Origin of the sequence: Salegentibacter salegens (assembly GCF_900142975.1) — a bacterium.
Taxonomy (GTDB): Bacteria; Bacteroidota; Bacteroidia; order Flavobacteriales; family Flavobacteriaceae; genus Salegentibacter; species Salegentibacter salegens.
The window spans coordinates 242,640-262,708 of the sequence record NZ_LT670848.1 but is presented as its reverse complement, the minus strand read 5'-3'; the positions used below and the strand labels follow the sequence as shown (position 1 = coordinate 262,708).

At 37.9% G+C, this 20,069-nt stretch carries 14 protein-coding genes and 2 pseudogenes; 6 read left to right on the top strand and 10 right to left on the bottom strand.

Annotation, left to right across the window (positions count from 1 at the left end):
- Positions 1-97 precede the first annotated feature (97 nt).
- Both B5488_RS01125 and B5488_RS17810 read left to right on the top strand, forming a co-directional pair.
- The gene (locus B5488_RS01125) at positions 98-1,336 is read left to right on the top strand and encodes an IS256 family transposase (RefSeq protein ID WP_079733433.1); all 1,239 of its coding nucleotides are present in this window, start codon (positions 98-100) and stop codon (positions 1,334-1,336) included.
- A gap of 67 nt (positions 1,337-1,403) precedes the next feature.
- Positions 1,404-1,640, top strand: a pseudogene (locus B5488_RS17810) (transposase); the annotation flags it as partial.
- Between the two features lie 443 nt (positions 1,641-2,083).
- On the opposite strand, the gene B5488_RS01120 reads toward B5488_RS17810, so the two are convergent.
- The 8 genes and pseudogenes from B5488_RS01120 to B5488_RS01085 all read right to left on the bottom strand — a co-directional run bounded on the left by B5488_RS01120 (position 2,084) and on the right by B5488_RS01085 (position 14,272).
- Positions 2,084-4,333: a GH92 family glycosyl hydrolase gene (locus tag B5488_RS01120; RefSeq protein WP_079733600.1), complete on the bottom strand. Its 2,250-nt coding sequence runs from the start codon at positions 4,331-4,333 to the stop codon at positions 2,084-2,086.
- A 5-nt stretch (positions 4,334-4,338) separates the two neighbouring features.
- Positions 4,339-6,666, bottom strand: coding sequence for a glycoside hydrolase family 20 protein (locus B5488_RS01115; protein ID WP_079733599.1), 2,328 nt, complete (start codon positions 6,664-6,666; stop codon positions 4,339-4,341).
- Between the two features lies 1 nt (position 6,667).
- Positions 6,668-6,943 (bottom strand): annotated as a pseudogene (locus B5488_RS01110) (glycoside hydrolase domain-containing protein); the annotation flags it as partial.
- A 41-nt stretch (positions 6,944-6,984) separates the two neighbouring features.
- Positions 6,985-8,103, bottom strand: coding sequence for a glycoside hydrolase family 10 protein (locus tag B5488_RS01105; protein ID WP_079733597.1), 1,119 nt, complete (start codon positions 8,101-8,103; stop codon positions 6,985-6,987).
- A gap of 20 nt (positions 8,104-8,123) precedes the next feature.
- The gene (locus tag B5488_RS01100; protein WP_079733596.1) at positions 8,124-9,194 is read right to left on the bottom strand and encodes a carbohydrate-binding family 9-like protein; all 1,071 of its coding nucleotides are present in this window, start codon (positions 9,192-9,194) and stop codon (positions 8,124-8,126) included.
- Complete coding sequence (locus tag B5488_RS01095; RefSeq protein WP_079733595.1) at positions 9,191-10,165, bottom strand: glycoside hydrolase family 130 protein; 975 nt, start codon at positions 10,163-10,165, stop codon at positions 9,191-9,193. The genes B5488_RS01100 and B5488_RS01095 overlap by 4 nt, the downstream gene beginning before the upstream one ends.
- Position 10,166: 1 nt before the next feature.
- Entirely contained in the window at positions 10,167-12,044 is a 1,878-nt protein-coding gene (locus B5488_RS01090; RefSeq protein ID WP_079733594.1) for a sodium:solute symporter family protein, read from the bottom strand.
- A complete protein-coding gene (locus B5488_RS01085) occupies positions 12,044-14,272 on the bottom strand; it encodes a GH92 family glycosyl hydrolase (RefSeq protein WP_106197169.1) in 2,229 nt (742 codons plus the stop codon). The genes B5488_RS01090 and B5488_RS01085 overlap by 1 nt, the downstream gene beginning before the upstream one ends.
- 161 nt (positions 14,273-14,433) lie before the next feature.
- On the opposite strand from B5488_RS01085, the gene B5488_RS01080 reads away from it, so the two are divergent.
- Together B5488_RS01080 and B5488_RS01075 are read left to right on the top strand one after the other, a co-directional pair.
- Positions 14,434-15,522: a sensor histidine kinase gene (locus B5488_RS01080; protein ID WP_079733592.1), complete on the top strand. Its 1,089-nt coding sequence runs from the start codon at positions 14,434-14,436 to the stop codon at positions 15,520-15,522.
- Positions 15,519-16,208, top strand: coding sequence for a LytR/AlgR family response regulator transcription factor (locus B5488_RS01075; RefSeq protein ID WP_079733591.1), 690 nt, complete (start codon positions 15,519-15,521; stop codon positions 16,206-16,208). The genes B5488_RS01080 and B5488_RS01075 overlap by 4 nt, the downstream gene beginning before the upstream one ends.
- Before the next feature lie 382 nt (positions 16,209-16,590).
- On the opposite strand, the gene B5488_RS01070 is transcribed toward B5488_RS01075, so the two are convergent.
- Both B5488_RS01070 and B5488_RS01065 read right to left on the bottom strand, forming a co-directional pair.
- A complete protein-coding gene (locus tag B5488_RS01070; protein ID WP_079736478.1) occupies positions 16,591-17,838 on the bottom strand; it encodes an IS4 family transposase in 1,248 nt (415 codons plus the stop codon).
- A 99-nt stretch (positions 17,839-17,937) separates the two neighbouring features.
- The gene (locus B5488_RS01065) at positions 17,938-18,789 is read right to left on the bottom strand and encodes an endonuclease/exonuclease/phosphatase family protein (protein WP_231919775.1); all 852 of its coding nucleotides are present in this window, start codon (positions 18,787-18,789) and stop codon (positions 17,938-17,940) included.
- 339 nt (positions 18,790-19,128) lie between these two features.
- Here B5488_RS01065 and B5488_RS01060 point away from each other — a divergent pair, with 339 nt between their 5' ends.
- Positions 19,129-19,674 (top strand): hypothetical protein, encoded by a 546-nt coding sequence (locus B5488_RS01060; protein WP_079733420.1) that lies wholly within the window; start codon positions 19,129-19,131, stop codon positions 19,672-19,674.
- 128 nt (positions 19,675-19,802) lie between these two features.
- Positions 19,803-20,030: a hypothetical protein gene (locus B5488_RS01055; protein WP_079733419.1), complete on the top strand. Its 228-nt coding sequence runs from the start codon at positions 19,803-19,805 to the stop codon at positions 20,028-20,030.
- The last annotated feature ends 39 nt before the right edge of the window (positions 20,031-20,069 follow it).

Sequence of the window (20,069 nt, the reverse complement as noted above, 5' to 3'; positions counted from 1 at the left end):
AATTTTATTTTAAAAAGAAAACCGGCCGGTTTTCAGAGGGTGTAATCTCAAGTCTGTCTAGACTTTGAAAATTAAATTAAAATTTTTAGACTAGATTATGACACAAGAAGAGATTAAGGAATTAAAGGAAAAAGCATTAAAACAATTTTTATCAGGAGAATCCCTAACCGGCAAAAACGGCGCTTTTGCTCCAATGCTTAGGGAGTTTATGGAAGAGGCCCTGGAAGCAGAAATGTCTTCGCACCTTTCCGATGAAGAAAAAGGCTCAAAAGCAGGTAATAAGCGTAATGGCAAAGGCAAAAAGACCCTAAAGAGCAGCCAAGGGGACGTCACCATTAACACGCCCCAGGATCGTAACAGTACCTTTGAGCCGGAGATCGTAGCGAAACGCCAGCGTATCCTGGCCGATAATTTAGAAAAGCAGATTATAGGCATGTACGGGATGGGCAATAGCCTGCGGGATATCTCAGCTCATATAGAGGAAATGTATGATTCCAAGATATCCACACACGTTCTAAGTGATATTACGGACCGGGTGATTCCCAAGGTTAAGGAATGGCAGGATCGCCCCTTGGAGCCGGTATATTGCATCCTATGGCTCGACGCGATGCACTTCAAGGTACGCGAAGAAGGCAAAGTAAAGCACAAGGCCTTGTATAATATTTTAGGAATAAATAAAGCTGGAAGAAAGGAAGTGCTGGGTATGTATATCTCGGAAAGTGAAGGGGCCAATTTTTGGCTTCAGGTGCTGACCCAATTAAACAACCGTGGCTTAAAAGATATTCTGATTGCCTGTACGGATAATCTTACGGGCTTTAGTGAAGCCATTCATTCTGTTTATCCCAAGACTGATATTCAGCTATGTATTGTCCACCAGATCCGCAATAGTATGAAGTATGTGGCCAGTAAGGATCAAAAAGATTTTATGAAAGACCTTAAACTGGTGTACAAGGCTGACACCAAAGACCAGGCTGAATCGGCTTTACTGGATCTGGAAGAAAAATGGGGCAAAAGATATCCCATAGTGATCCGTTCCTGGAATGATAACTGGGACCGATTGAGTGCTTATTTTGAATATACCGCACCCATTAGAAAACTCATATACACCACAAATGCCGTAGAGGCTTTTCACCGGCAGGTAAGAAAAGTAACCAAGACCAAAGGCGCTTTTACCAATGATATGGCACTATTGAAGCTGGTTTACCTAGCTACCAGAAGAATTGAAAAGAAATGGAACGCCCCACTGCAGAACTGGGGTTTGGTAGTTCAACAATTAGCTATTAAATTTGAAGGTCGGCTAGAGTTGGACTTAGCCACCAATGAAACGAAAAACTAAAATTTTCTTCTCCCGGGGGTACCCCCGGGAGAAGAAGCAGACAGAGTTGAGCTAACACTCCCAACTCATATACACCACAAATGCCGTAGAGGCTTTTCACCGGCAGGTAAGAAAAGTAACCAAGACCAAAGGCGCTTTTACCAATGATATGGCACTATTGAAGCTGGTTTACCTAGCTACCAGAAGAATTGAAAAGAAATGGAACGCCCCACTGCAGAACTGGGGTTTGGTAGTTCAACAATTAGCTATTAAATTTGAAGGTCGGCTAGAGTTGGACTTAGCCACCAATGAAACGAAAAACTAAAATTTTCTTCTCCCGGGGGTACCCCCGGGAGAAGAAGCAGACAGAGTTGAGCTAACACTCCCCTAACTAATACATTTAATTTCTTGTTTAGGCTTTAGCCTTATAAATTCTATCATTCTAGATAAAATTTTCGTTTTTAATAAGACAGTCCTTTATTTAAAAACCACCATCCTTTATTCCTTTATTATTCTGGATTTTACTCTTCCAGGGCCTTATATAAGAGCAGTCATCTTTGTAATTTTATTGTTCAACATCTCACCATATTCTAGTGGTTAGTAAATCTGGTCCCTAAGATTGGATAGCCACATTGTAATTTTCCGCATTAGTTGATTGTTCTGAAGTCATGTAAGTTAATCTTCTGGGAATTGTTCCGTTGGTAACATTTCCCTTGTTATAAAATAGATTAATGAATAATTTCAGTGCATATGTGTAGTGTTTTACTCCTATTCTTCAATAAATAATAGTTCATTAGCGTTAATTAAAGCATCATGGTTAATAAAGAAGGTATTAATTGGATTATTATCAAGAAATATTTCTCCGCCTTCCTTATTCATAGAAGCTTCTTGTTTTCTTATTAAAAGGCGTTCCCGGGGATAGAAATCTGTATTTAATTTAATATCAATTTTATCAAAAATTGGTGCCGTTAAGGAGTAAGTAGGTTCAGCTGGCACTAGTGGATAAAAACCCATCATACTATATACTGCCCAGGCACTCATCGTACCAGTATCGTCATTGCCCGGCAAACCATCGGGACTATTTTTATAATATCCTTTTAATAACTCTTGGACCCTTTTTTGAGCTTTATGCTCACTTCCGGGAATAAAATTATACAGGTATGGATAAGCAAAATCGGGTTCGTTTGCCATATCAAATTGTCCTTCATTAAAAACAGCATCCAATTTCTTCTCGTAAGCCACTTTTCCACCCATTCGTTGCATTAATCCCTCTGCATCGTGCGAAAGCATAAAAAGATATTGCCAGGCATTGCCCTCAATAAATCCAGGATTTTTGGTGAAATTTGCACCGGCCAAAGGATCAAAACCTTCCAGCCAGTTTCCGTTTATATGTTTAGGTTGAAGAAACTTTGAATCTGAATTATATAGCTTTCTATAAGAAATCGATCGTTCTTTAAATACTTCATGATCTTCTTTTTTCCCTAACTCTTTCGCCAATAATGCAATTGCATAATCAGCAGCATTATATTCTTGGGTAACAGAAACAGGACCGGGCACTCCCATATCTACACTTACATAGCCATTTTTTAAATATTCTTCAAGGCCGGGCCGTAGAGGATTTTCTTCAATCTGAGTAGCACTTTTTAGCATGGCCTTATAAGCTTTATCCACATTAAAATCAGTAAGTCCCCGTAAATAGGTATCAGCTAAAACAATTGCCGCAGGATCACCAACCATAGTAAATGTTTCAGTTGAATTTAACTCCCATTTTGGTAACCAACCGTTCTCATCGTACATTTCAAGCATAGATTTCACCATCTCTATTTGCTCCCGTGGATAAAGCAAACTCATTAATTGATGATAATTTCTATAAGTATCCCAAAGGGAAAAAGTGGTATATCGTGTCCCTTCGGTTTTGCCAATTTTTCCTGTAGCGACTTCAGGGTATTCACCATTAACGTCATTCAATATATTAGGATGAATCTGAGTATGATATAAAGCGGTATAGAAAATGGTTTTTTCATCTTCAGTGCCCCCTTCAACCTCTACAACCCGCAATTTCTTTTTCCATTCTTCCTTTGTTTGCGCATATACTTCTTCAAAAGTTGAATCTCCTACTTCTTTTTCTAAGTTTTCCCTCGCATTTTCCATGCTTACATAAGAAACTCCAATCTTAACTTCCACTTGTTGTGGCTCACTAAAATCGTAAGTCATGTAGGCTCCAATGCTGTCCCCAACTACTTCTCGCGAAAATCCCTCCTTAATACGGGTTTTGCCATTGTAAGTCATCCATTGCGCTTCTTCTCCTTCATATTTATAAGGTGTTTTCCAGACCCCAAAATTATCAGCAGGTTTAGAAAATTTTGCAACAAAATAAACCGGATAAGCTGCTTTAGCATTATTATAACAGAAGCTTCCTATCATTCGCATCCCTTCGATCTCGGTAGGGGAAACTACATGCGCCATAGCACCCTGCTCGTTGGTTAAGCCCAAACCTAAATTCAATAAAATGTTGGATTTTCCTGCCGGAAACGAATACCGTGTAACCCCTGTTCTGGTGCTGGCGGTCGCTTCAACTTTCACATCATATTTATTCAAATTTGTCGAATAGTATCCGGCTTTTGCTGTTTCTTCAGAATAAGTGCTACCGTATTTTACGTGATTCGTTTCTAATGCTCCTGTGGTAGGCATGCTGATGATAACCCCCAGGTCTGGACATCCCACACCGCTCATATTTACATGGCTGAATCCGGTTAAAAAAGTATTTTCATACACATAAGGATTAGACAACCACTGGCTGTCTTTTTCTAAAGGGTTAAGGTCAATTCTTCCCGCAACATTAAAAGGCGAAACACTTGCCATCCCCCTTGGAGCAATAGCACCTGGGTTTGTCGCCCCGTAATTTGAAGTGCCGATAAACGGATTTACATAATTTACAGGATCAAAATCCTGCGCAGTTATTTTCAATGAAACTAAAATCAATAATCCTGAAAAAACAACTTTTAACACTGATCCCATATTTTCTATTTTACCTGAATTTCATCTAAAAATAACCATGATCCGCCGCCTTTTGGATTATTCTCCAGAGGCTCGACAGTTACCCGAACAAATTCTATATTATTTTGTGTATCAAATTCAACACTAAAATTCTCAATTTTCGCACTTGAATTATTCTGAAATTCACGTGTTATTTCTCCAACTTTTTCAAAAGTTTTTCCGTCTTCAGAAATTTCTACTTTAATTTTTTGTGGAAAATAAATGCCGGTTCCCTGCTCTTCAAGACTGCCAACTACCACCTCACTAAGTTGCGTTGGTTTCTCAAGATTTATCGTAATAACTGCAGGATTATTAATCCATCCCTGCCAGCGGCCATCCTTAAAATATTTACTTCCTCTTAGTACATCTACAAGTCCCGTTTCTTCTCCTCCTTTATAATTATCATTATATGGGTATTTATAAGTAACCGGTTTTGCTGCCGCCTTATGAAATTGGAAATCATTATCCATAATGGGACCCATAATTTCACCATTTTTAAAAACAGCGGCTTTTAAACAAGAACTTGATTCTATTTTAATCGGTTCTTTATAAATGGCAGAATTTTCGCTTAATTCTGAATCCCCCCTGGCATATCTAATTTCTACATTAGGAAATTCAGCTTTAAGTGCAGTGGTAATTTCCCCTGTTTCAAGATTAATTTCTGAATCTGGTTGAATAGCATAAGCACTTCTTGCATAATTAATTCCCATAATATCAAAACGCTCCATCATTTTCTGAATTCTAACAGAAAAATCTTCCCAATTCAATTTGTTTTCCGGGGTCCAAACCACCTCAGAAAGCGCAGCAAGTCTTGGAAAGAGCATATATTCAGAATGTTCTTCATTTGGCACATATTCTGACCATAAGTTTGCCTGCCCTCCAAGAACATGTTTCTTCTGCTCTACCGTCATGGAATCTAAGACAGGTCTAAATTCATAAACCCGATGCAGCGGGGTAAATGCATTAAATGCCACAGGCTCATGGTCTGGACTTCCCTGGTAATAGTCAAAATACAAATGACTTGTAGGTGTCATAATCACATCATGACCTTGTTTTGAAGCTTCCCAGCCACCTTCAAATCCGCGCCAGCTCATCACGGTTGCTTCTTCCGGCAGGCCACCTTCCAAAATTTCGTCCCATCCAATTAAGGTCCTTCCATTTTTATTTAGAAACTTTTCGATACGTTTCATAAAATAGCTTTGCAGCTCGTGTTCGTTGGCAAGGCCCTCTTCCCTTATCCTACGCTGACAATCAGGACAGCTTTCCCAATTTGTTTTGGTAGCCTCATCACCACCCACATGAATATATTTCCCAGGAAATAATTCCATTACTTCGGTAAGCACGTCTTCTAAAAATTCGAAAGTAGATTCTTTTCCTGCGCAATAAATTTCTGTAATTGGCCATACACCGCCAGATGGTACTGCTATAGGTTCTTCTGTACAGGAAAGCCAGGGGTAAGCTGCTATTGCACTCATCACATGCGCCGGCATTTCTATTTCAGGAATTATTCGAATTCCTTTTTCCCGGGCGTAGGCCATAATTTCTTTAATATCTTCCTGGGTATAAAAACCGCCAAAAGTTGCTTCTTCTTCTGGTTCATTTTCGGTTCTCGCATTCCAGTGTTTATCTTCCTGATCTACCCTAAAACCACCAACTTGGGTTAATTTCGGATATTTTTTAATTTCAATCCTCCATCCCTGATCATCTACCAAATGAAAATGCAAGGTGTTCAATTTTAAAAAAGCCATACGGTCAATATGCTTTTTGATATAATCCTTTTCAAAGAAATGACGGGAAACATCCAGCATATTGCCCCGGTAAGAATATTGGGGCTCATCTTTAATTTCAACATTAGGAATTAGCCAGTCTATGTTTGAAATTTTTGAAGCGCTTTCTATTTCTTTGGGTAGTAACTGTCTTATGGTTTCCAAACCATACACAAATCCCAGTCTGGAATTTGCCTCTAAAATCACCCGATCTGTAGTCGCCGAAAGCTTATAAGCCTCTTCTCCTAATTCTGAGTCTTCTTGCAGCTGAATAAAATTATTTTCAGGAGATTCTTCGGAAACAGACATTTTAAATCCAGCCGATTTCTCAAATAAGTCATTTAAAATATTGGTAAGTGGTTTTAAACTATCTACAGGAATTATCAATTTGGTCTCCCTATTTATCCTAAAACTTCCTTTGTTTACTTCCAGTAATTTTGGTTCCGGGATCAAGACTAGATCTTCCTTAGTGAAAGATGGATTTTCTTTTTCACCACAGCTTATCAATATTCCCACAAAAAAAAACAGAAGAATTTTCACCAATTTCATATTAATATATCTTATTAGGTTCAGGAGATTTCAAGTTGGTGTTTACCGGTTCATTTGTCATTTCAAAAATCAGCTCCCCTCCACTCATAATCTCTTCGTGAGTAATAAAAGTTCGGTCCAGGACTTCACCGTTTAAAGTTACGCTTGCTACAAATTGATTTTCCTTTGCGAAATTTGAAGTTTTTATATGGAATATTTTCCCGTTTTCCAGGTTGATTTCAGCCCATTCGAATAAGGGTGCACCAAGCATATAAGTTCCCTGAGCCGGGTTTACCGGATAGAGTCCAGTATTTTTTTAATCTATACATTATTCTTCTTTTAGAAATTCTCTTTTGCATTTTTTAATGCTTCGAAATGTTCTTCGGTGAATGCACCGCCATCAAAAAATGCTGCTCCTTTTGCTCCGTTTTCACGGGCATAATTAATAGCCCTTTTTAGTTCTTCCCCATCCATTGCGGGCAGGTAAATTCCTGTGTGTAATTCGGTATTTGTTCCTTTCAAATCTTTTACACCCTGTCCTGTAGCAAAGCCAATCCAATCTATTTCTTCGTTATAAAAATTTTGATAAATCATTGGTAAAACCATATCTACATTCCATTTATCCCAACGCTGGCGAACCATATGATCGGCCATTTCTGGGTATGGAAAAACAGCAGCCGTTAAATATTTTCCATTATCATGGGCTATTTCATACGCTTCATCAACAATTGCCTTTACTTTATTCAGACGGAATTGCTTCCATTCCATATCGATAGCCGGATTATCAAAATCATTCGGATTTTTATGATGTTCTTTTTCAAATTCAGCTGTACACACCTGGCAATAGCAAAAGTCGAATTCGGGAAGTTCTTCGTTTTGTTCTAAACCATATTTGGGCAGTAAACCGATAGGAAGAAAAATATCTGAATACCTGATGTAATCCAGGTGTACACTTTCTACTCCTTCTACTTTTGCTAAACCTTCTACCAAACTTAAAATATGGTTTTTAGATTCTTCACGAGTTGGACAAAGCCATTTGTAGTAACCTACATATGGAGGCTCGTCATAAGTTGATTTACCATCTCTACTCACTGCATACCATTCCGGGTGTTTTTCAGCTTCCTTATCACCCGGGCGGTTTACGGTAAACATCCATGCGTGTACTTCTAAACCTTCCTCTGTAGCAAGAGGAGCTAATTCTGAAAGCAATTGAGCGTCAGCTTCAGTATTGATTAAAACCGCTTCTATCCCGTGTTCTTTATATTTCTTGAATTCAGCTGAATATTCTTCGTCCGATTTTTCAGGGCTGGCCGTTATCCAGGTCCAATACTTAAAGTCTTTATTTGAAGGAGTGGGTTTTTCCTCTGTTTTTTCTGTTGTAGCTAAATCGTTTTCAGCAGAAGAATTTCCACAAGCTGTAACTACAAAGGCCAATAATAAATAATAGATATACTTCATTTTTTTTTAATTTACACCGGTTATTTTTTTTGTTTTATAAAATCGCCATCTTCTTTAATTAGAAGTCTATCGTCGGTAAAAGGACTTTTCACCCAAATATTCCAGCCTGTCTTGTGGACTTCTAATTTAGGCTGAAGTTTTTTTCCTTCAACATTAATAGATTCCCCATTAATAGCGGATAGTTTCTTTGCCCAATTTCCATTTTTCTCTTTATAAGCTTTCTGAGCCCGATAAAGCCTGTATAATTCCCATTTTATGTTCTCATCAATTGGAATATTGAATTCTTCTTCTTGCCCAGGAGCTTTCTCTGAGAAATAAACATAACCCCAGTGTTCGGGCTCATGCATATTAATAACACCCTGTGGTGACCACACCCAATTATATTCATGCTTAAATTCGCCCTTTTCATCTTTTGCCCGGGAATAGGTGCCATTATCCAAATCAAAATCCCAATTCACACGGGAAAAGTTGATTCGCCAGAATTCCCCCTCTGGAATCTCATTATGCGTATTAGCTTCTTTTAAAACCTCCCAGGGAATCGCTACTTCAACACTCCAAGATTTATCTTCATCAGAAGAATCATTTAACGTGCCTTCTATAAAAACTTCAGATTTCAAGCCTTGGATATCCCAACTATCAACAATTGGTGCAGGTTCCCGGTAAGGCTTTACAATAAATAAATCCCAAACGGTATTCAGGGCATTCATTTCAAACTCATAATAATTATGAGTATCACCATCAGGGTCAATAAAGATTTCAAAATCATTATTATAGAAGATTACGGTGTCACGCTGTTTCAAAGTTGCCCAAATATGCGGCTCTTCCATTTTGGCATAAAAGTATAGGTAGTCCTCATCCCAAAGCATTTTCATATTGGTTTGATAGGTAGGTATTTTTTTTCCTTCAATATCTATGAAATCCTGACTTTTAGGAGCGCTTTTCCAGGCTGCCTCCTGAGCTCTTCCATCAATAATTATTTTCTCTGAAGTTTTATGGGCTACATAAGCACGCGGAGTTTTTTCACCTTGAGCATATATTTGAAGCTGAAAAAAGAGGCTGCATATTACAAACAAAAGTAGATATCGTCTCATAAGCTGTTGTTTTTTACAAATTCAATAATCTCGCTAAGCCTTCCGAAAGCCATTGCGGTTACCGTATCGGCAGCGCCATAATAAAGGGCTAATTTATCTTCTTTTTCTGAATGTACCGCGGCACAAGGAAAAATTACATTAGGTACATCTCCTGTAAGTTCATATAATTCGGCAGGAGCCATTAAATAAGGTTGCGAACGGTATTTTACTTTATCGGGTTCATTTTCATCTAAAATAGAAGCTCCAATTGAATACCTAAAACCGTTACACGTAGCAATTACTCCATGATAGAATACCAGCCAGCCTTCATCGGTTAAAATCGGAATTGGTCCGGCACCAATTTTGGTACATTGCCAGGCACTTTGTTCAAACGGAGCAACTTTCATCACACATCGGTGCTCACCCCAGTATTTCATATCAGGACTGTAGCTAATGTAAATGTCCCCAAATGGTGTATGGCCATTATCACTAGGCCTGCTTAACATTGCATATTTTCCTTTAATTTTTTTTGGAAACAATACCCCGTTTCGGTTAAAAGGCAAAAATGCATTTTCACACTGAAAAAATTCCTTAAAATCAAAAGTATAGCCTATACCTATGGTTGGTCCGTGATAACCATTGCACCAGGTAATCCAGTAGCGATCTTCTATAAAAACCACCCTCGGATCATACTTGTAATCGGACTCTATCATTTGAGTATTTCCCTCCTTAAAACTTATAGGTTCGTGATTTATATCCCAATCAATCCCGTTTTTACTAAAACCGGCGAAAATATTCATTTGCACAGCTTTATTGTCGCACCTAAATACACCGGCATATCCATCTTCAAAAGGTACCACTGCACTGTTAAAAATACTGTTCGAGGAAGGAATTGCATAACGGTCTATAATTGGGTTTTCTGAATAACGCCACATTACCGTATTACAATTTTCCGGTTTTTCCTGCCAAGGGATATTTTTTAAATTCTCCATATTAATCTTTATAATGTTTTACTTTATCCAACCAGGTAAATTTTAAAACTACCGTGGTTATAATAAATATAGTTAACCAAACCAAAACCTGATAATAGTCGCGCACCACAAGGTAAATTGGCATCAATATCATACTGGATTGCCAAAGTATACCTATTGCACAATTAAACATGTCTATGCCGAAGTCCTTATTCTTCTCTACAGGATCCCCATCCTGCTCCATCATTTTACGAACCGGCTTCCACAACCCCCAGGGTCGTACATTTTTATAAAACGCTTTCAGCGTTGTTCTGTTTGTGGCAGGAGTTAACCAGGTACCAAGAATACATCCCAATAAGGAAAAGCCAAAAATTACAGGGAACAGATAAATTGCAGGTGTTCCAGCGATCTCAAAGAGCCAGCTACCTTCCGTATAATATTCTTTATTCTTATCTACCACAAATTGAAGGGTAGCGATTATTAAACCGGAGAGCATTCCCCAAAAATAACCCCAGCCGTTAAATCGCCACCATACCCATTTTAAAAAATTTGCAGCAATATATCCTCCATAAAGAGCACTGGTAATCCACAGGGTAATAGAATTAATTGAATCGGCAAAAAAGCCCATTATTACGCCAAGTACAACCACCAAAAATGAAGAAATATGGCTGGCACGTATATAATGTTTGTCGGTAGCTGCTGGCTTAAAATATTTTTTATAAATATCATTTACAATATAAGCGGGCCCGGAATTTACAAAGGCGGAAAAAGTTGACATAAAAGCAGCCAGAAGCCCTGCCAGTAATAGGCCTTTAATCCCAACAGGAACTTCATAATTAATAACCTGAGGTAAGACCAATTCCATATCACCTCCATTTAAATTTTCCAGTGCAGCAATTTCGGGAGCAAGAAAAACAAGCCCCAGGACCACGATTCCGCCCACTAGTAAATACCTCGGAATAAAAAGCACCAAGTTTGTGAATCCGCTCATATAAGCGGCATCTCTCACAGTTCGGGTAGAAAGGATACGTTGCATATCATAACTGGGCGTAGGTCCTGCAACACTTGCGAAGAAGCCTTTAAACAGGGTCATCCCGATAAAAGCTCCAAACATCTTATATCCTTCATTATCAATAAGTTCATTAAAAACATCCTTTTTCCCACTCCAAAAACCTTCGAGTTCTTTTCCAAAAGCAATATTTCTCCACTCTTCGGGTATGGCCGTATTAATTTCTACATCAGTTATTACAAAAAAAGTATAGCCGGCAATCAAAATTCCTGCTAAAACCATAATAACATATTGCAGAACTTCTGTCGCTACTACCGAAAACATACCACCTTTAATGGTATAAATTGTAGTAAGAAAAATAATGATTAACGCGTAAGATTGTTCAGAAGTCAATAGCAAGAAATCGCCCATAAACAAATCCAGGCTCCACGGTAAAATTACCGTCATAAACTTCCCGACACCTTCAAAAAAATAAGCTATAAAACCTATGGCGGCTATTACGGCAAAGATTGCAACAATTAGGTGGGAAGCCCTTCCTGCCCTGTCGTCGCCAAAACGAGTAAGAATCCATTCAGAACCCGTCATAACACCCGAACGACGAATCCATACCGCAAGAAACATCATGACAAAAATCTGGTTCCAGATGGGCCACATCCACATAAACATAAAGCTTTTAACTCCGTAGAGAAATAAAATACCTACCATCCAGGCCGTTCCAGAAACATCGAACATGCCCGAGCCGTTACTAAGACCTAAATAGTACCATTTTATACTTTTACCCCCTAAGAAATAGGAGTCAAGCCCTTTAGACGCTCTGCGGGAAACATAAATACCAAGGCCAAGAGTAACGGCCACGTATATAATAATTATAAATACATCCCAAAATGCCATTAGTTCTTGATGCTATTGTTAGTACCCCATTCTTTATTAGGTTCATCACCCATCTTAAAAATGAGCTCTCCCCCTGCTAGAATACTTTCATGGGAAATATTGGTTTGATTAAACGCTTCACCATTTAGGCTGGCCGATTGTATATAGATATTTTCATCGGAAACATTTTGAGCCTTTATGCGAAAAGTTTTCCCATCTTTCAAACGGATCTCCGACTCTTCGAAGATTGGACTGCCAATTTCGTAAGTTGCTGAAGCCGGATTAAAAGGATATAGGCCCATACTACTAAAAACATACCAGGCCGACATTTGTCCCGCGTCTTCATTTCCGCTAAGACCATCTGGCTTAGTACTATACTGGGTTTTTAAAATCTCCCGAACCCAATATTGTGTTCTCCATGGTTTTCCTGATTTATTGAACAAATAAGCAATATGATGGCTTGGCTCATTTCCGTGGGCATATTGACCAATTAGGCCGGTTATGTCTGCAGAAATATGGTCTCCCGTTATTTCCGAACTTTCAGTAAAAAGTTGTTCCAGTTTTTCATTAAAGGCTTCTGCCCCACCCTGCAAAACTATAAGTTCTTCCGGCTCGTGAAGTACGAACCAACTATGTTGCCAGGCATTCCCTTCGGTGTAATCGGTATTTACACGATGGTTAGAATGCTTTGGATCAAAAGGTTCGTTCCAGGAATTTTCTGCGCTTTTTCTTCCGCGCATAAAACCGGTTTCCTTGTCAAAAACCTTTTCATAAGCTTTAGCTCGATTTGAAAAATACTGGTAATCTTCATCTTTTCCAAGAGCTTTTGCCATTTGCGCTACACACCAATCGTTATAGGCATATTCCAGGGTTATGGTTACTGATTCATCACCGGCATCATAAGGAATAAAGCCGTGTTCTTTATAAGCATCCAAACCACGATCATCCTGCATCATTGTAGTTTTCATCGCTTCAAAGGCTTCCATAGGATCAAAACCTTTTATACCTTTAAAATAAGCTTCTACTATTACCGGGATAGAATGGTAGCCGGTCATGGTATTGGTTTCATTTCCATAGAGGGTCCAAACCGGAAGTGATTTTTCAAGCTTGTAATATTCTAGCATTGATTTAATGATGTCGGTAACTTTATCTGGATTGGTCAAGGTTAGCAGTGGTTGCTGTGCCCTAAAGGTATCCCAAAGTGAAAGCGTGGAGTATGCCGTATAATCAGCTTTTACGATACTATCATTCTCTTTTCTGAATTCCCCATTACTATCGCTAAAAATAACCGGCGAAAGTTTAGTGTGGTAAAGGGCTGTATAAAAAATTGTTTTTAAAGAATCCCGGGGAGTTTTTACTTTTATCCCAGAAAGTTCCTCTTCCCAATTCTGAATTGCTTTTTCTTTAATCTTTTCAAACTCGAAATCTCCTTTAGCTAAATTTTGCCTGGCATTTTCTACACTTACCGATGAAACTGCAATCTTCATTTTAATTTCCTGACCGGAATCCTTATCGAAATAGAACTGTGCTGAAGTTTTTTCATCGGAAATTTGTTTGCCTTTAACCAATTGATAATTCTGAAAAAATCGATGCTCAATTATTGGTTTTGAAAATTCCGCAACGAAAAATACTTTCTGGTTATTTGCCCAGCCGGTACTGTGCCTGTAACCGCTAATAGTGGTTTTATTTTCAAGATCTATTGCCGTTTCTGTAGGTTGATCCCAGTTAATGGCAAACCCCAAATCAAGAATCACGGCTTGCTTACTTTCTTCCTTAAATTCATACTTATGATATGCAGTCCTATCCAAGGTGGTGAGCTCGACTTTTACTTGAGGTTTATCGAGGAAAACACTGTAAAACCCGGGAATTGCAGTTTCAGAATCGTGTTTAAACTCTGAAGCATAGGGAATGTCTCTTTGGGAATTTACTTTCTGACTAAGATCAATTTCCTGGGTAACCGGCATAAAAAGCAAATCGGCTAAATCACCAATTCCGGTACCGCTTAGGTGTAATTGACTAAACCCGGCGATGGTATCGCTTGAAATATGATAACCCGAACACCAGTCCCAACCGCTTCTCCCATTATCTGGGCTGGGTTGAAACATCCCAAAGGGTTGGGCTGCTCCGGGATAGGTGTGGCCATGCCCTCCCGTTCCTATAAAAGGATCTACATAGGTAGTTAAATTTTCATTTTGGTCAGTCTCTTCTTGCTGTTTGGTTTGTGTACAAGAAACAAAAGCTAAAAGCAAAAAACATACTACTAAATTTCCAGGGGCTTGAAATCGTTTATTTAAGATCACGTAAACATTTTTTTAACTTATATGCTAAATATTTATATATTCAGCTTCATAAAAAAGAAATTTAGACCAACGACTATTCACAAAGGCTGAACAGCTAAAAAATTTCAAAAATGCTTACCAGAAAACAATTTTTAAACGGTTTTTCTATTCAAAACCAAGGCGAATTTAAAATTACTGCCTGGCACCATTTTATTTTTTGGTTAGCCTATTTTCTTTTTAATACCCTGCGCTGGGGAAGTTATTACGATGATTTTCTTTTATCACTTAAAGGTAACTTGATCGGGTTTCCTATACATATGATTTTGTGCTATTTCAGCATTTATTTTTTAATTCCAAAATTTATATTTAAACGCCATTTTATAAGTTTTTCTTTCATTTTAATAGTATCTATTTTTATTATGGTAGTTGTTAAATTCTACCTCACTCTATTCCTTGTAAGTAATAATGTATGGCCGGAAGGTCCTGAGGCTACTTCTCAATTCACTTTCAATTATGCCCTTACTATGATGTTGGGAGAATTTTATGTGATTTCTTTTGTAACTGCGATAAAGATAACTTTAGACTGGCTTAGTGCAAGCAAACGTGCGGCGCGGTTGGAAAAAGAGCAACTTCAAACGGAATTGCGTTTCTTACGCTCACAAATATCGCCTCATTTCTTTTTCAATACCTTAAATAATATTTACTCTCTAAGCCTTGAGCAATCAAAAAAAGCTTCGGAAACAGTTCTAAAACTTTCTGAACTTATGCGTTACTTGCTGTATGAAACTAAAGATAACCAACAACCCCTCGATAAGGAAATACTCTGTATTCAAAATTACCTGGATCTGGAACGAATTAGGTATGGGGAGCAAGTAAAAATAAATATGGAGGTTACCGGAAATATCGAAGGAAAAAAAATTCCTCCTATGTTATTTATTCCATTTATTGAAAATGCTTTTAAACATGGGGCTAATAAAAACATTGGGGATGTTTGTATTTCTATTAAATTGGAGGTCAAAGAGGAAAACATTTACTTTGCCGTAAGTAATACTTTACCAGACAAAAGAATAGATAACAGAATCAAAAAGGAATGCGGGGGAATAGGTATAGAAAATGTAAAAAAACGCCTTGCACTGGGCTATTCCGAAAATGATTATAACCTGGATATATATACCAAAAACGAGAGTTTTATCGTGGCATTAAAATTAAAGTCTAAATGAGTATACGCTGTGTTATTATTGATGATGAGCCTTTGGCTGTAAATGTTATAAAGAATCATCTTTCACAAATTAAGGATGTGAAAATTCAGGCGAGTTTTCACAATGCTGTTGAGGCTCTTGAATTTCTGAGAGATAATTCTTCAGATGTTATTTTCCTGGATATCGATATGCCTATTTTAGATGGATTTAGTTTCCTCAATACCTTAGAAAGAAAACCGGCTGTAATAATAACCACTGCCCACCAGGAATATGCGGTAAAAGGTTACGAGCTGGATGTACTCGATTATTTGGTAAAGCCTATTTCTTTTCCCCGCTTTTTAAAAGCGATAGATAAAATTAAACGTCTACAGTTCAATCAGTCCAATGACAAAGAGCATCTTTTTGTGAAAGTGGACAAAAAGAAAATGAAGAAAATTTACCTTGATGACATCCTGGTAGTAGAGAGTTTAAAAGATTATATCAAAATCATCACACATTCGGGTAAATATATCGTGCACCAGACCTTGAGTAGCTTTACAGATAGTTTACCTAAAAACAAATTTTTAAGAATTCATCGTTCTTATACCATTGCAATAGAGAAAGTTGATGCCGTAGAAGGTAATAGTGTGGAAATAAATGGGTCTCTTTACGTAATTGGCCGTAGTTATCTAACTGAAGTAAAAGGTAAAATACTGGATTTGGAATAATTATAATAGAGGAAAATGAAGATTTTTTTCTGTAGATTAACCACAATTTTTTGCGTAATCCCCAACAGTCATGCTTGATCCTCATTAAATTGAGCAACATGACTTCATTATAAGGCAAAAAAATGTCCTAATTTCTTAGAACTTTTCTTCTTATGCGGTCTGGACGAGACTCGAACCAATTTCTGAACCCCTTATTTTACAGGCCTTCCCAAGGGGTCGATTTTTGCTAGCACCGAATTAGGCACCTTTAACAAGGTTTAACATTTGAGAAAAACAAATGAAATCAAATAAATTTAAATATAATTATTTCAAATTTGCACACACTCATCCGAAAGTTTTTGACTTTAAACCTAAAACCTTCGGCCACCCCTATTTTCAGGCTTCAATTAGGGCTAATGGGAGAAAATAAGTCTGGATCTACCCTATAGTGGAGTTTGGTCTGACCCCTTATTCTTTTCGCCCCTTCTCCTACGGTATTGCAGGCATAATCGAGGGTAAGATAAAAACATAGACAGATCCTGATCTTTTCCACGAAATTGGAAAATGCATGTTCTTTTTTGGCTATTGTCCTCACAATTATCTGGAGCAGCAAATAGGTTATGAGCGCGATGTATATTTGTGATTTTACGGCGTTCTCACTGGTTCCAAGGAAGGTCTTTATTTGGAGGTTCTGTTTTATCGCCTTAAAAAAAAGTTCAATATCCCATCGTTTTTTATAAAGGTCCGCGATGGTCCTGGCGCTCCAATCCAAGTTGTTGGTGATTATTTCTATCACTTTGTTCTCGTCCTGCTTATAAACGTGCACCAACCGGAGAGGGTGTTCCGCAATGCCTGTTTCCACGGCCTTCTTGCTTGGTAAAACGATGATCTCGTCTTTTAGGATATCCTGATCGCTACCTTCGGGGAGCTCCAGTTCTTCCAAGGTTTGATAGACCGTATTGATCTTGATGCGAGTGACAAAAACATTTTCTGCCGCGATCCTCTGGCGCATCAACAGAAAATCGAAGTACGCCCTGTCCTCCACGATGACCGTTCCCTTTCGGAAAACGGATTGGGCCAGTCCTTTGCTGTCATGGAGCTTTGCCTCTGTTATATTGACCATATCGGGGATCATCATGGCATCGTCCCAGCAGGTATGTATTTTTATACCTCCTTTAGCTGTCCGAAACTTTGCCCAATCGAACATGGACAGACATAGACTGATCGTGGTGCTGTCGATCAATTTTATGTCACGGTCTTTGATTTCCTTGATTATATGAGACTGTCCGTGCTTCGACAATAGTCGGCCATAGTGCCCTAACAACCGGTAATATAAGCTCTCGAAGACTTTATAACTCCTCTTTTTGTTGCCATCGCTCATGGTAGAACGCGCTGGGCTCTGCTCAAGACCCAAATCCGAAATAAATGTTTCGCTGACCCCGATACCAGTGGAAATGTCACTAAGAGTGTAGCATTTATTCAGCTGTCCGAAAGTTTGGGCAACGAATTGATCGTAGGTCTTATATCTGCTGCACCCCTTGTCGCCATTGTGCTCATCGGCACAACGCGTGAGCATCCAGCGAGGACATAGGTCAATTATTTGTCGAAGAAGAGGTTTGTTTGTATTTTTAGTGCGCCTGAAGAGTCCCATAAAAATTATTTTTTTTGTCCAAAACAAAAATAAGGGATTCTCAGGCTATTTTATTTTTCAACTTTCGGATGGTTGTGAAATTTGCACTAAGAATGAATCTTAATTTCCCATCATCAAACCATCTTTAGTTTCTCCTTCTCCCCTTTCAATATCGAACTCCGCCCATACAGGAATATGATCTGATATTCTTCTGGCAGAAACCATATCAGGAAAACTTCTGTAAAAATGTACTACTCCGGTATTCAGCACTTTTAGCTTTCTTGAATTATAAAAAATATTATCAAATTCAGATGCCAGGCATTCTTCTCCCACACATTTCATTTTCATTGTGGTCTTTTGGTTTTCCAGAACCGGTTTGTACCCAAGCTTTTTGAGAGGATTAAATACCGTATGACGTTCCGGAATATTAAAATCTCCTAAAAAGATCAGGTTCTTATCAGGATATTTCTCAGGAAAAAACTTGAAAAATTTAATTTCGGTCTCAGGTTGTTTTTTTTGTGGAATTGCATGGAAATTAACAAGAGTAAAAATCTTATCCTTATAATCAAATTCCGAAATAAAAGGTTCGCGATCTATTTGGTGCAAATAATTCTGGTCTAGCCAACCACGCCTAACTTCTTTAACTTTAGAGGTTTTCCAAATGTAGGCATAACGTTCGGTGGCATATGGAGTACTCTCGGTAGGATCGCTAATCATATAATCCCATTTCGCGCCTTTCCTGTTTAGGGCATCAACAAGCCTCGCTATTGCCTGAGGTCCTCCGTAGCCCGCCACTACTTCTTGAATGGCAATTATATCAAAATCCTTCAAAGTACCCGCCACAAAGGCGATCTCTGCTTGTGATTTGGTTTTACCGAAATTCTGTAAGTTCCAGGAAGATATCTTTATCTGAGCAACAAGAACACTCTGGAAGAACAGTGCTATTATTAATAGGAAAGTAATTCTATTCAATACTTATAAAATTTAGGTTCAGTTGTCAAATAGGCTTTATTAATAAACTAAGAAAAAGAATTCCTTTTCCTGCTTTTTCTTTTGTGTAACTGGTGAGGATAAACATCAAAGTATTATTCTCAAATTCTATAGATTCTAATCAGGCTAAGTTACTGATATTATATTTTGATTACAGATGGTCAGGCTCATTATAGACCTGAAGTATACTATCCAGTTGGACCTGAGAAAAGTAAATTAAAACATTACGGAAAGCCGTAATAATATCCCGTTTAAGCCTGGTAAATTAGCTTCAAAAATAACTCTATTCCCTCCTATCAGGTGAAATTCAATTTTTAGAAAATGGACGATTCCCGCGAAATAACAAATCTAACTTATAAGGTCTTTCAAGAGGTTCATAACCTGAATTCATCTAAAGAAATGAAATTTGAAGAAGTAAAATCTAAAATTGAGATAATTTCCGCTAACATTATTCAAGCTGAAGAAAAAGGCCTAAATGATCTAACCGATATAGAATTGCAGGAAAACATTATGAGAGAATTAATTTTCGATTACTGTGTTGCAAAAAATTATGAAGTAGACGAGTTTCCTTTTAAGCAATTTAAAAAAATAGAAAATAATGAGCCCGGTTATGATGAAGATTACTTCAGCTGGCAACATACCGAGTATTACCTTGACAAACTAACATTGGAAAAAAAGGACATTTTTGAATTACGAAAAATTGCCCTACAAAAATATTATCCTAATTGTAGCTCACAAAAGATCTATGAACACGCGAGGCTTTGTATAAAGCTGGCAGATAAAGAAAATTTCAGTTTTGATGTAAGTCACGAAGAGATTGAAGAGGCAACAACATACGTAAAACCAGAGCGACCAAAATTACCCTAGTTTTCCTTAGAATATATTTGAGTCTCCTCCCACCTTTCAATTTATGAATTGAAAAATATGATAATTCTCCTAAAGGCGTCATATTTTGACGCCTGGCTGACTTATTTTGGTACTTCTAAACAACGGTGATGAGAAAATTAGAAATAACACTTTCCGAAGAACAGTATCAACATATTCAAGAGGAGATCAATTATGGTGGTAGAACCATGTTGGAAGAAGAAACCCTGGGAGGTTTCGACCTCACTCTTCACGTAGGAGTACCTAATATTTATACTTACCTGGAGATGAATTATATTAATAAAATAGATCTGGGCGAAGTGGAATGGAGTTTTAAAACCCAACGTAAAAAAGCCTGATAGTATCATTGATAATATCAGGCTTTGAATATAAGTCAA

What these genes read in the sequence shown, in the direction of transcription:
- B5488_RS01125 (WP_079733433.1), top strand. Translation starts at nt 98, where the DNA reads ATGACACAAGAAGAGATTAAGGAATTAAAGGAAAAAGCATTAAAACAA.
- B5488_RS01120 (WP_079733600.1), bottom strand. Translation starts at nt 4,333, where the DNA reads ATGGGATCAGTGTTAAAAGTTGTTTTTTCAGGATTATTGATTTTAGTT.
- B5488_RS01115 (WP_079733599.1), bottom strand. Translation starts at nt 6,666, where the DNA reads ATGAAATTGGTGAAAATTCTTCTGTTTTTTTTTGTGGGAATATTGATA.
- B5488_RS01105 (WP_079733597.1), bottom strand. Translation starts at nt 8,103, where the DNA reads ATGAAGTATATCTATTATTTATTATTGGCCTTTGTAGTTACAGCTTGT.
- B5488_RS01100 (WP_079733596.1), bottom strand. Translation starts at nt 9,194, where the DNA reads ATGAGACGATATCTACTTTTGTTTGTAATATGCAGCCTCTTTTTTCAG.
- B5488_RS01095 (WP_079733595.1), bottom strand. Translation starts at nt 10,165, where the DNA reads ATGGAGAATTTAAAAAATATCCCTTGGCAGGAAAAACCGGAAAATTGT.
- B5488_RS01090 (WP_079733594.1), bottom strand. Translation starts at nt 12,044, where the DNA reads ATGGCATTTTGGGATGTATTTATAATTATTATATACGTGGCCGTTACT.
- B5488_RS01080 (WP_079733592.1), top strand. Translation starts at nt 14,434, where the DNA reads ATGCTTACCAGAAAACAATTTTTAAACGGTTTTTCTATTCAAAACCAA.
- B5488_RS01075 (WP_079733591.1), top strand. Translation starts at nt 15,519, where the DNA reads ATGAGTATACGCTGTGTTATTATTGATGATGAGCCTTTGGCTGTAAAT.
- B5488_RS01070 (WP_079736478.1), bottom strand. Translation starts at nt 17,838, where the DNA reads ATGGGACTCTTCAGGCGCACTAAAAATACAAACAAACCTCTTCTTCGA.
- B5488_RS01060 (WP_079733420.1), top strand. Translation starts at nt 19,129, where the DNA reads ATGGACGATTCCCGCGAAATAACAAATCTAACTTATAAGGTCTTTCAA.
- B5488_RS01055 (WP_079733419.1), top strand. Translation starts at nt 19,803, where the DNA reads ATGAGAAAATTAGAAATAACACTTTCCGAAGAACAGTATCAACATATT.